Here is a 13,406-nt window from a genome sequence, read left to right on the forward strand (position 1 = left end):
GCTAATTTGTAGGGTGCGTCGCTTTCAGAGTCAATCTGCAAGTTCTATCGAACATGGAGCAGCGACGCACCTTACTATAGGGGTTTTCCAGAAAGTTTAATCAGTCAACAGTCAACAGTCAACAGTTAACAGTCAACAGTCAACAATTGACTGATGACTAATGACTAACCGAAACCGGGGAGATTTAGTCCACCGGTGAGTTCTTCCATTTTCTCCCGCATCGTCATCGTAGACTTAGCGTAAGCATCCTGCATCGCCACCGTGACGAGTTCAGAAACCACATCAGCACCTTCACCGAGGGCATCCGGTGAGATTTCTACGCGGCGGGGTTCTTGGTTGCCACTGAGAAAAACCTTGACCAAGCCGCCGCCGGCTGTTCCCTCAATTTCCATTACATCCAACTCTTCTTGGAGCTTTTTAGCTCCTTCTTGAACCTGCTGAGCTTTTTTGAAAGCTTCAGTCAGTTCTTTCATTTTTCCCAGGCCGAAGCCAAATCCTTGTCCTGATTTTGTCATAACTACTTTTTGATGGTGTGTGGGTTGGCAGTCTGCCGTTTCCGTATTACTTCAATGATGCCTTAGAAGGGAAACTCTCCCAGTATTCTAACTTCTGGCTCCAACAACAGCGACCACCGCTGCTCGACTTGCTGTTGAACGTGGCGGATCACTTGAAAAATATCATTGGCCGTTGCCGACCCGCAGTTAAGAATAAAATTAGCATGGCGCTGAGCCACTTGTGCGCCGCCGATCTGATATCCCTTCAGTCCCGCTTGTTCGATGAACCAACCTGCCGTCTTGGGGCCGGGGTTACGGAAGACTGAGCCACAGCTCGGTAAGTGGTAAGGTTGAGTTGTCCGCCGCTGGCTGAAATGGTCATTAGTTTCTGCCATTACTTGCGATCGATCGAATCCCGGCTGTAACTGGAAAGTCGCTTCTGTTACTAGCCGATCGCCCCCTTGCAGCACCGAAGTCCGGTAGCGGTACTCCAACTCTTGGGGAGTCAGAATTTCCACCTTGCCGCCAGGGGATAGGACGCGGGCATTGACTAGAATATCAGCAGTACAGCCTCTGTGAGCGCCTGCATTCATCACCACAGCCCCGCCCACCGTACCCGGTATGCCGACTGCCCATTCTAGACCTTTCCAGCCCCGTTTAGCCGCCAACCAAGCGAGGCGGGGAATTGACTCTCCCGCCCCCGCTGTAACTTGACCTGTTTCTGGATTAAAATTCACCTGTTTCAGGTAGCGAGTGCCGACGACCAAACCGGACAAACCCCGATCGCTCACCAACAAATTAGAACCTGCACCCAGCAGAGTCACCGGCACCCCCTCATCGTGTGCCCAGGCAAAACTCGCTTGCAAAGCCTCCATACTGCGGGGAGCAACGTACCACTCGGCCGGGCCACCGACTCGGAAGGAAGTCAGGCCCGCCAGCGAAACTTGGGAATTAATCTTGCAATCAGTTCCCCGCAAAGAAATAGGAGAATACACTCGCCGATTGTCCTTAACAGAGGAGTCATTCGAGATAGTCACCATCTTGAAAATCCTTAAAAATACCTTCGCTCGAAGACGTGGTTGAAAATTCGTTTAGCTAACTTATGTGGCCGCTTTGAGCGAGCCGTCCGACAGAAGTTTCGGCACAACGTGCCACGCCATAATGTCGATCAACTCTACTCAGTTCGCGAGCTAATCGGGGCGATCGGCTTGTTGATAAAAAGCCATAACCTCTGGAATAATCTGATTCAGATTACCAGCGCCCAAAAACAGAGCCAAATCCCCCGGTTGCAGATTTTTGGTTAAAAACTTAGTGACTGACTCCAGGGAAGGCGCAAACTCAACCTCTCGGCCTTCTTTAGCAATCAAATCAGCAACCTGTTGCCCGCTAATCTCTCCTAAATTCGGTTCCCCAGCACTATAAATATCGCAAGCCACAACCAAATCAGCATCCCCAAAAGATTGAGCAAATTCTGGTAAAAATGTCAGAGTCCGGCTGTAACGGTGGGGTTGAAAAATTGCAACTACTCTTCGGGATTTGGGATTTTTTTCGCTACCTTCGATCCGCAAGCGAGCCGCCGCCAAGGTGACACGAATTTCGCTAGGATGGTGGGCGTAGTCGTCCACAAACAGGATGTCATTGTGAAAACCCCGCACCTCAAAACGGCGGCGAGCTCCTTCAAAGCCAGCAATCGCTTTGGCAATCGCCGAAAACTCTAACCCCAACAATCGGCCCACTGCTACCGCAGCTAGTGCATTGCTGAGATTGTGTGTGCCCAGCAACTTCAACTCCATTTCCCCCAGAAAAGCTCCTCGCTCCCAAATCCGGGCCGTGGTGCTTTCTGCTCCGTACTCCACGCCCGAAGCCGTGTAGTCAGCACCGCTGTCTGGCTGCAAGCTATAACTGACTTGAGGCTGAAGGCAGTCTTTGACGATTTGGTCGTCAATACAGCCCACCAAGATTTGACAGTTTTGGGCAAACACCTTAAATGTGTCTATTACCTGGTCAAGGGTATCGTAATGGTCTGGATGATCCAGTTCCACATTCGTCACTATGCCAATTTTGGCTACCAGCTTAACGAGAGAACCATCAGATTCATCAGCCTCGGCCACTAAGTAGGGGCCTTCCCCCAAACGGGCATTGCCTTCCCAAGCATTTACTTCGCCTCCTACTACGATGGTCGGGTCTAGACCTGCAGCCATCAGCATGAAGCCGATTAAGCTGCTAGTAGTAGTTTTGCCGTGAGTCCCGGCTACGGCTATGCTTTGGTAATCTTGAATTAATGCTGCCAACACATCCGATCGATGAAAAATCGGACAGCCCAAATCTAAAGCAGCTCGATATTCGGCATTAGCTGGGTGAATTGCCGTCGAACATACTACTTGAGGCAATCCCCCAATTGCTTGGGCGCTTGAACCGTTGCCGTTCAATTGGAGAGCTTTGGCTGTCGCGACAGAAGTTCCTACCGTACCCGCGACTATCGAGGATACTGCCCTTTCCTGTTGCCCGCAGTCGGGACTGCTACCGTTGAGGGCCGTTTGAAATAATTCAAAATTGCTGGCGTCTTGACTCCAAAAAATATGAGCTCCCATTCCTTGCAAGCGCTCGGTTATGTGACTCGATTTAATGTCGGAGCCGTACACAGGCAACTTGCGTTTAGCTAGAATGTAGGCAAGGGCTGACATCCCAATCCCACCAATGCCGATGAAATGAAATGGTCTACCGCTAAAATCAACAGAACTCGGCATCTTTGCTCCTCACACACCACACCACGCCAATAACACGCGATATCATATCAAGAATTGTTTTTTCAGGATACAGTTCGCTAGAGATTTTGTACAAAATTCTCTGCGCGTCCCTAGATTTGCGGGACTTGTAGAGATGTTTGTCTTGTATCCTATATGACTTAGTACCGAGTAGTTTTCCGGAACAGTCACAGCTCGAAAATTGCAGGTAACAGAAAACGGGGTCTGGGGTCGGGGTCAATAGACTAATTTTGGGTGATTGCATACTCCTGCATTCTTTCTATTTCGATCCGCCTGCTGTGCTGGGATACGGCAGCAAAAGCCCCACAACCTTTCTACCAAGATTGAGGGTAAAACCCATAAGGATTTACAAACACTACCACGAACAACAAAATTTCGCTCATTTTGTAGTCATTTATCTAGTTGTACGGTCATTTTTTCTTGAAAGTCAGAGATTGACACGATCGCAACTCAACTATAGATAATATGTATTCTCACTTAATTGTATATATACCAAGTTATGCAGTTAGTCGAATCAGTCGAAAAGCGATAGAGCTTACGGTTAAAAGTGTATAAACATAAAAGTGGCGCGATGTCTGTATTAATCCTGATTTTGGGGAAATATGGGGAAAATAGCGATTTTGGGGGGGACTTTTGATCCGGTTCACTGGGGTCACGTGTTGGTGGCCGAGACGGCGGCGAGTCAATTTAATCTCGATCGAGTCATTTGGGTACCGGATCGCTCTCCTCCTCACAAAGAGCGCCCGGATTTGGCAAGTTTTGAGCAGCGCCGGGAAATGCTCGCTCTGGCGATCGGCGATCGCCCCGACTTCCTAATTTCGCCGCCGTCGGCCAATCCCAGAGGCAGTTGTTTTGCGATCGACACCCTGCTGTATTTGCAAAAATTGTATCCAGACCATCATCGCTGGTACTGGATTATTGGTAGTGACGCACTCCTTACTCTCCCCAAATGGTACCGGTGCGGCGAAATTGCCGGGTTGTGCGACTGGTTGGTGGCCCCGCGTCCGACTCAGGGAGATCGAGAGACTGCAGAAAGCGGGGAGATTGGGGAACTGTCAGAGTGGGGAGATTGTCCGAGTGGAAAACCCATCGATTCCGGGGGAGACAGGATGCAGGTTCAGGCAAATGCTGTGGGCCGACGAGTTGCCGAACAAATGGCTCTTATGGACGTGGAAATTCGCTGGGAGGTGCTGTCCATGGCTGCGATCGAGATTTCGTCGAGCCACATCCGCCGCTGCTGCGCCGAAAGGATCAACCTCCGCTACTTAGTCCCGGAAGTTGTACAAACTTATATTGCTGCCCATCAGCTTTACCAGTAACCAGCTGCAGAAAGCCTAATGCCTTCTGCCTTGCAATTTCAGCCTTCTAGAAAAGTTCAAGCTTTTTTGATCGACACAAAAAGTTAGAAAGGATCGACCTTTGCGATATGATCTTGTCTCATAAGTCAATTCTTAAATTTTTCCAAAATTTAAGCCTGAGCTAAGGGCTGCCATCGTTAGGAGGTACTAAAGTGATTCGAGTCGCGATCAATGGTTTTGGACGTATCGGGCGCAGTTTTGCGCGCTGCTGGCTGGGCAGAGAAAACAGCCAGCTAGAGTTGGTAGCTATTAATGACACTTCCGATCCCAGAAGTAATGCTCACTTGCTGAGATACGATTCCATGATGGGAACGTTGAAGAATGTGGACATCAGTGCGGATGAAAATTCCATTACTCTCAACGGCAAGACAGTTAAATGCGTGAGCGATCGCAACCCGCTAAACTTGCCTTGGAAAGATTGGGGTATTGATCTGATTATTGAATCGACCGGTGTCTTCGTTGACCAAGCTGGTGCATCGAAGCATATCACTGCCGGCGCTAAAAAAGTGCTAATTACCGCTCCCGGCAAGGGTTCAGAAGTTGGCACTTATGTGATGGGAGTCAACCACCACAACTACAAGCATAGTGACTACACAGTCATCAGCAATGCTAGCTGTACTACCAACTGTCTGGCTCCTGTACTGAAAGTGCTGCACGAAAATTTTGGCATCGTCAAAGGCATGATGACCACTACCCACAGCTATACTGGCGACCAGCGCTTGCTGGATGCCAGCCACCGCGACTTGCGGCGGGCCCGGGCGGCAGCAATGAATATTGTGCCGACTTCTACCGGAGCAGCCCAAGCTGTGGCTCTGGTGATTCCAGAATTGAAGGGCAAGTTAAATGGTATTGCCATGCGCGTGCCGACTCCCAATGTGTCCGTAGTCGATTTTGTGGCTCAGGTAGAGAAAAAGACTTTTACCGAGCAAGTAAATCAAGTGTTCCAAGAAGCTGCCTCTGGCTCCATGAAAGGGATTTTGGAGTACAACGATTTGCCTTTAGTTTCATGCGACTATCGCGGAAGTGATGCTTCTTCGATTCTGGATTCCAGCTTGACGCTGGTGATGGATGGCGACATGGTAAAGGTTTTGGCTTGGTACGACAATGAGTGGGGCTACAGTCAGCGGGTGGTTGACTTGGCTGAATTGGTCGCCGAACGTTGGGAAGCTTAATCCCAAGTCAGAAGGCATTAGTCATTCGGCAGAAGGTAAAAAATGCTGACATTTTGTACTTTTGAGTCGATTTCTAGCTGACTGGTTATTTCTGTTTTCGAGCGGTAGAGACTTTTTGCAGTCGATAGTTTGCGAGTAGAAGATGAAATATAGTAGGGACACGGCAGTGCCGTCCCTACTATATGCTTATGCTGCTACTCCCAGCTATCGATCGCACTTTTTGCAATCATACTTCGATCGTGCTTTCGGGCCTGGATGATAAATTTGTTGTGTGTTCGTAGTAAGCGCTTAAACTGGCTCGGGTAAGGTATCGGAAAATCCAAAATATTAAAAATAATAAAAATTCCGACTTCTAAAAGTTAAACAACTGGAAAAAGAGCAACAGCTACGGTGTAGTTTTTGAAGCAAAATGTGGTATGAGAAAAGCGCTAATTTGTGGTATATCAGGTCAAGACGGAACTTATTTAGCTAAACTTTTGCTCGATCGAGGTTATGAAGTTTGCGGCACCTCCAGGGACGCCCAAATATCTAGTTTCGGAAACCTGGCCCGTTTGGGCATTCGAGACAGAGTAAAACTAGAATCCATGTCTCTCAACGATTTCCGCAGCGTCTTGCAAGTGCTTGCCAAAATAGAGCCAGATGAGGTGTACAATCTAGCCGGTCAAAGTTCCGTCGGTCTGTCTTTTGAACAACCCGTAGAAACCCTCGAAAGCATTGCCACAGGCACATTAAATCTGTTAGAAGCAATTCGGTTTACAGGCGGAAAAATTAAACTTTACAACGCCAGTTCTAGCGAATGTTTTGGGGATACCCGAGGCAATCCAGCCGATGAGAATACGCCTTTTCGCCCCAGAAGTCCTTACGCCGTGGCGAAAGCAACGGCATTTTGGGAAGTAGCAAATTATCGGGAAGCGTACAATTTGTTTGCGTGTTCTGGTATCCTGTTCAATCACGAGTCGCCGCTGCGGCCGGAGAGGTTTGTTACCCAAAAAATAGTATCTGTGGTGTGCCGAATTGCTGCGGGTAGTGCCGAAAAACTGCATTTGGGTAATATTTCCGTCCAGCGGGACTGGGGTTGGGCGCCGGAATATGTGGAGGCGATGTATTTGATGTTGCAGCAGGATGAACCGGATGATTATGTAATTGCCACGGGTGTAAGTTATCCTTTGGAGGAGTTTGTGCAGACAGCGTTTGTTGCTGCAGGTTTGGATTGGCAGGAACATTTAGTAACCGATGCGAGTCTCTACAGACCAACGGAGATTGCAGTTGGGAGGGGAAATCCGGCTAAAGCAAAAGAAAAATTGGGATGGGAGGCGAAGTATAAGATGCCTGATGTGGTGCGGATGATGGTGGAAGCGAGGCAGATTGGAGGGGAAATTATCAGGTGAAAATATGGAGGCAGAATATACGACAGCTAAGGAGTGGTATAAGGCCAATCGCCGTGAGTTGAAAAAATATCGGGGTCAGTGGATAGCTTATACTAACTAAGGTGTGATTAGTTGCGATCGCTATTATCTAAAGATGAAGGACGGGATTACGGCTGATATACCTAAATTGGGTTATTTGCTCGATTGTATATTTGAAAGTGAATTTGTGGAACCAGTTAGGTTTTATCTTGTCAGAAAGAGGTCTTTGAAATCTCACGGGCAGCCAGGATATGTTAATGTCTAAACACTGCCAAAAAAAAGGCTGGTTCAGAGAGACTGTAGGTATGTGTTTAAAAAAAATGTATAGGAGTAATTAAGATGGGTTTGGGAGATTGCAAACAGCTAATGTTGGTGCTGAAAAATGAATATAATTTGCCAACATTTGTAGAGACTGGGACTTTTCAAGGCAGTACATCTGTGTGGGCGGCAGAGCATTTTCAAAAGGTATTCACAATAGAATTTGCTAAGCACATATATGAATCTACATCCAGTGCTTACAGCCATGTAAAAAATATAGAATTTTTGTGGGGTCATACAAAAGAACAACTTAAATTAGTCGTTCCTCAACTCAATGACCCTGCTCTGTTTTGGTTAGATGCTCATTGGATGGGCGGCGGTACAGCGGGAGAAGATGATGAGTGTCCGCTGCTTGAAGAATTGGAAATAATCAATAATTCTGAATGCGAACATTTCATCCTGATTGACGATGCTCGATTGTTTTTGTCTCCCCCACCCAGTCCTCACCGTATAGAACAGTGGCCGAGCCTTAATGAAATAATTGCTACACTATCGGCGAAAACAAGCAGATATACGGTTATTTTTGAAGATGCCATAGTTTCTGTGCCTGAACGAGCGAAATCAGTTTTAGCTCAGTTTTGTCAAGATGCTAATACTAAGGCATGGGAAGAGTTTTCGCGAACAGGTGAACTGCGGGTAGCTACTGCTTTGCCCAAGCCCCCAGAAGAAAAGAAAGAAACAGAAAAAATAATAAATACCACCTTTCAAAGTAGTGGTGAAAGCCAAGTGGTCGCGAGATTTATTAAGGAAAAAAATGTAGTTTTTGATGTAGGTGCTAATGCTGGGGATTGGACAGCGGAAGTGGTGAGCCAAGGAAATGATGTAGAAATTCACCTGTTTGAACCAATTCCTCATGTCTACAAAAAGCTGATTCAGAACCTAGATAAAAAAGTAATTTCAAACAATCTAGCTGTAGGGCAGAAGGAAGAAGTTAAGACATTTTATTATTACGAAGCAAATCCACTCTTGAGTACATTTTACCGCCGATTCGATGTTGAAAAAGAAGGGTGGCTGAATCCGCCTAAAGAAATACCAGTTTTGACGACAACTATCGACAATTACTGTCAGCGCCACGGGATTAAAAGAATTAATTTTATCAAAATAGATGTTGAGGGGGGCGAATTAGATGTTCTCTATGGAGCTAAATATTTTCTAGAAACAGGTAGAGTAGATTATCTGCAATTTGAATATGGTGGAACTTATCTCGATTCAAAAACAACGTTAAAAGAAGCATTTGAGTATTTGGAAAAATTCCGCTATTCAATTTTTAAGATTTGGCCGGATAGGTTAGAATACAAACCCACCTTTTTGCCAGAGGATGAAAACTTTGAATTCAGCAATTTCTTGGCTGTTAATGAGCGATTCCGCTCCAATGTTTTGGGTGAAGTAACCGACGGAAAGCTTAACATACAGGAACTTGGTCGGCAGTATGCCATCGCGCCACGTGGCGTGATTCATGTTGGGGCTCATGAAGGCATAGAAATCACGGCATATCAACAAATGGGCGCGCAAAAAGTGCTGTTCGTAGAAGCCAACCCAACGGTATTTGAACGCCTGCAAACAAATCTAACCGGGATGCCCGATGTCCGATCGGTCAACTGTGCGATCGGCGATCGCAATGGTACTGTGGATTTGCACGTTACTTCCTTCGATCAAAGCAGTTCTATTCTGCCTTTGAAGCACCATCAAGAGATTTATCCCCATATCACGGAAACTCATCAAATAACAGTACAGTCCAAAACACTCGATACTCTACTGCAAGAACAGGAACTCAATCCTTCAGACTTTAATATATTAAATATAGATATCCAAGGTGCAGAACTCTTGGCTTTGCAAGGAGCAACCAATTGGTTGAAATCTGTTGAGTTAATCAACACAGAAGTTAATTACGAAGAACTGTATGAAGGCTGCGCGTTAATTGACCAGTTAGACGAATTTCTCGAAGGACACGGTTTTCAGCGGGTAGCCACCACAACCCCAATTCACCCATCTTGGGGAGATGCAATCTATGTGAAAAAACCAGCGATTACCTCATCCGTACTGGGCATGGAGAATATGGCTGGGTTGGGAAATCAAATATTTCTGTATGCGTTTTTGAGAACTTACGCAAGGGAACACAATCTCAGGGTAGTAACACCAGCTTGGATCGGTCAGTATCTATTCGGTCACCATGATGCGCCTATTTCTCAGCCTTTACCTCTAGTTGGAGAACAAGCGCAGCCTTACAAACTTTCCGAGTCGGCAATTCTCAATGCACCGGAACCGTTGAAAAATGTAGACTTCCAGGGCTATTTTCAGTTTCACACTCAATATCACGCCCAACATAAAGAATATTTTCAGTCTTTATTCAAACCTGTGCCAGAAGTCGCAGCAAAGGTGATAGAAGCTCTAGATCTTTTGCGTTCCAAAGGTAAAACAGTTGTTGGATTACATTTGCGGCGCGGTGATTACAAAAGCGTTCATACTGTTGTGCCGTATCTGACCGTTGCTCCGAGTGGATGGTACAAGGAATGGCTGGACGGTTTGTGGGAAACTCTAGATGAACCGGTCTTGTTTATTGCTAGCGATGAAATCGAAACGGTTGTCGGGGATTTTGCGGATTACAACCCCATAACAGTCAAAGATTTGGGTGTAGAAATGCCAGAAGCACCTTTCTATCCTGATTTTTACATTTTGAGCCAATGCGATGTTTTGGCAATTTCCAATAGCACATTCTCGTTTACAGCAGCGATGCTGAACGAACGGTGCAAATTTTTCTTCCGGCCTAACTTGCGAAAGCAAAAAATGATTGCATTCGATCCTTGGAATAGCGAGCCACTGCTGCGCGATAATCCTAATCAGGCGATCGCCCCAGAGTTTCAACACCAAGTGAAAAGTGTGAAAACGATAGATTCCGTATCAATATCTTCAGAAGATACTGAGTTGCTGTGGGGATTTAGTATAGACGCGCCCGCGAAAGGTTCCCAACATACTGGTAAGATTTTGATTGGCGGGTGGGTGTTAGGTAAAAAATCTTTAGCTAAGAGTGTTGAATTACTGGTTGACGATCGAGTTATCAGCAGCCTTCCTGTGTGGAAATATCGCCCAGATGTGAAAAATGCCTTTCCTGGAATCCCTAGATCGGAATACAGCGGTTATTCAACCGTATTAGAATTAACAGAAAATCTCACGGAATCAAAAATACATATTGAAGTCATCTTGGAAGATAACACCCGCGTTCAGATGGGATGGCTGCAATTGCAACCAACTGAAAACGAATTTCAATCAACTGTAACTGTTCAACAAAATAAAAGAGGAAAGTGTCACCTCAGCGTTTGTGCAATTATGAAAGATGAAGCTCCCTACCTAATAGAGTGGTTAGAGTTTCATAAAATAGTAGGGGTTGAAAGATTTTATTTATACAACAATAATAGCAGTGATGGCACGATTGATATTATTGAAGAGTATGTTCGTTCTGGGCAAGTAATTTTGCACGATTGGCCATTTGTTCCCGGACAAATATTGGCATACGAGCATTGTCTGGAAAATTACAGACAAGAATCAGAATGGATGGCTTTTATAGATGTGGATGAGTTTTTATTTCCTACAGAAAAGGAGGATTTAAAAGAAGTCTTGGCAGAATTTAATGGGGTGGCTGGAGTAGCAGTCAATATGCTATATTTTGGCTCTTCAGGGCATCAAACTAAACCCGAAGGACTACAGATACAAAATTATACTAGGCGCTCGGAAGATGACTATGAGCCAAATAGGTATGTAAAAAGTATCGTACAACCGGACAAAATCCTGCGCCCTCAGTGTCCTCATTTTTTCCTGCCAGCAAATCAAGAACATTCTATAGTTACAGAAAACAAAGAATTTTTAGGTGGTTCAATAACAGAAAGAGTTTCAACCAAAAAGTTGCGGCTCAATCATTACTATACTCGCTCTCGACAAGAAATGAAAGAAAAGGTGATGCGAGGCGATGCTGTTTTCTTTATCAAAGATTTGGAAGTTGTAGAATCCAGAGATCGAAATGAAGTGGAAGATTTGACTGTCCAGCGTTTAATTCCTCAAGTGAAGCAAGCTGTTAATTCAGCAATATCTCAATCTAAAATAATGCAACTTGTGATAGAAAAAGACTGCTGGCAATCTAAGGTGAATCGGATGCAAGTAGAACTAGAGAAATATCAATTTCAATCGCGCGCTCGCATTCAAAGACTAGATGATAAAGCTTCCTTGAAAAAGAATCAAATAAAATGGTTTTTTGCTGTTAATAGTGATAGCCCGGCATTTGAAGCTTATGCTCAAATGATTAAAGTTGCCGTTTATACAGCCATCAAAAGAACATCTTTACAACCGTTTTGTATTTATGATGGTCAAGAAAACGAACTAACTGATTGGTTAAGGAGAAATCATGTGGAAATCATACATCATAGAAGTCGCCACTATGATAAGCTCAATACCCCACGACACGAACCTGGCAGGAGTGTAGCAGCAGGAGCTTTACTGAGAATAGACATTCCGCAAATTTTAGAAATTTATGACATAGATGATGAATACATTTTCTACACAGATTGCGATGTGATGTTTGTTGACGATGTGTGCGAATATTTGGAGGAATTTGATTGTAATTTTTTAGCAGCAGCACCTGAATTTTCGCCAGATGATTGGAGTTATATGAATAGTGGGGTTTTGTACATGAATGTCAAAAACCTCAAAAAAATAGACAAAGAATTCAATGAATATATTGATAGGAATTTTGACGAACTTATCCAGTTAGCTTTCGACCAAGGTGCTTATAACAGGTTTTTTGCAGATAAGTGGGAGAGGCTAGATGTTACGCTGAATTGGAAGTCTTATTGGTCTATAAATCCAGCCTCGAAGATTTTGCACTTTCACGGCCCTAAACCGACTCAAATAGAAGATATTAAAAGCCAAAACGTACCTGCCATTATTTTAGAGCTTGCCAATGATAATTATTGGCATAATGTTCAACTCTGGCAAGAAAGTTACAGAGAGTTACAGCTTGAAGATGCTGGAACAGATGCCTTATCCAAAGAAGTCAGACAACTGGATTCTCAGCCAGACGAAACCCAGGAAGAATTGAAGCGATCGCAATCTCAGACAAAACTGCACAAAAATGCAGGGGGATTTGAGCAATTTACAACTAAACTACAAGAAGTTCAAGAAGAACTGCAACCAATTAAAGAAGAGCTTGAACTCCGGCAGGTTCAATACCAAAAAACTCAGGAAGAACTCGCACAAACTAAGTCTCAGCTCATCGAAGCTCAGACTCAACTGCAACAAATGGAGGGTGTTGCTGCTCCGTTAAATCAACTGGCAGAGTTGTATTTAGTTCAAGGAAAGTTAGAAGATGCGATCGCAGTATGCGAGCAAGCATTAAAGATTAGCCCCAAATTTGCTCCGGCGTACAAGACTTTGGGGAATGTCTTGCAAGCTCAGGGTAAACTGGATGAGGCAAAGAGTTGGTACCTTCGCGCTTTGGAAGTTCAACCTGATTTTGCTCAAGCTTTAGCAAACCTGGGGACTATTCACGCACAGCAGCAACAGTGGCAAGAAGCGATCGCATCTTACCAAAAGGCGATCGCGATTCAACCGAATTTTGCTGGTGTTTACCGTAACTTGGCTAAGGTTTTTTCGCAAATTGGCAAGCCAGGTGAAGCTGTCGAGTGTTCTTATGCAGCCGTGATTTTGGAACCTCAAACAACGGCAGAGGAATACTTTAACCTTGGCAATACTCTGTTAGAGCAAGGGAAGCAGGATCGGGCGATCGTGTGTTATCGCAGGGCTGTTTATTTAAACGCAAGTTTTTCTGAGGCTCATGATAAGTTAAAGGAAATTATGACTGTGGTTGGCGAATAGGATGCAGCGATCGCGCTTATTATCAACAAGC

The 13,406-nt window shown here is 45.1% G+C and carries 7 protein-coding genes; 4 read left to right on the forward strand and 3 right to left on the reverse strand.

The features are described from left to right. Positions 1–164: 164 nt before the first annotated feature. The 3 genes from QUA10_RS02270 to murC form a co-directional block, all read right to left on the reverse strand. Positions 165–515, reverse strand: coding sequence for a YbaB/EbfC family nucleoid-associated protein (locus tag QUA10_RS02270; RefSeq protein ID WP_006634273.1), 351 nt, complete (start codon positions 513–515; stop codon positions 165–167). A gap of 62 nt (positions 516–577) precedes the next feature. Beyond that, the gene (gene murB, locus QUA10_RS02275) at positions 578–1,534 is read right to left on the reverse strand and encodes a UDP-N-acetylmuramate dehydrogenase (protein ID WP_333057143.1); all 957 of its coding nucleotides are present in this window, start codon (positions 1,532–1,534) and stop codon (positions 578–580) included. 150 nt (positions 1,535–1,684) lie between these two features. Beyond that, positions 1,685–3,241, reverse strand: coding sequence for a UDP-N-acetylmuramate--L-alanine ligase (murC, locus tag QUA10_RS02280; RefSeq protein WP_333080837.1), 1,557 nt, complete (start codon positions 3,239–3,241; stop codon positions 1,685–1,687). Between the two features lie 620 nt (positions 3,242–3,861). On the opposite strand from murC, the gene nadD reads away from it, so the two are divergent. The 4 genes from nadD to QUA10_RS02300 all read left to right on the forward strand — a co-directional run bounded on the left by nadD (position 3,862) and on the right by QUA10_RS02300 (position 13,375). After that, positions 3,862–4,578 carry a nicotinate (nicotinamide) nucleotide adenylyltransferase gene (gene nadD / locus QUA10_RS02285; RefSeq protein WP_333080836.1) on the forward strand — a complete coding sequence of 239 codons (717 nt, stop codon included), beginning with the start codon at positions 3,862–3,864 and terminating at the stop codon, positions 4,576–4,578. A gap of 191 nt (positions 4,579–4,769) precedes the next feature. Then, on the forward strand, positions 4,770–5,789 hold the full coding sequence (locus QUA10_RS02290; protein WP_333045021.1) for a type I glyceraldehyde-3-phosphate dehydrogenase: 1,020 nt from the start codon (positions 4,770–4,772) through the stop codon (positions 5,787–5,789). Positions 5,790–6,205: 416 nt separating this feature from the next. Continuing rightward, positions 6,206–7,177: a GDP-mannose 4,6-dehydratase gene (locus QUA10_RS02295; protein ID WP_333080835.1), complete on the forward strand. Its 972-nt coding sequence runs from the start codon at positions 6,206–6,208 to the stop codon at positions 7,175–7,177. 357 nt (positions 7,178–7,534) lie between these two features. Continuing rightward, positions 7,535–13,375 (forward strand): FkbM family methyltransferase, encoded by a 5,841-nt coding sequence (locus tag QUA10_RS02300; RefSeq protein ID WP_333080834.1) that lies wholly within the window; start codon positions 7,535–7,537, stop codon positions 13,373–13,375. Positions 13,376–13,406: the final 31 nt, after the last annotated feature.

It is taken from the genome of Microcoleus sp. Pol8_D6, from assembly GCF_036700965.1.
Classification (GTDB): domain Bacteria; phylum Cyanobacteriota; class Cyanobacteriia; order Cyanobacteriales; family Microcoleaceae; genus Microcoleus.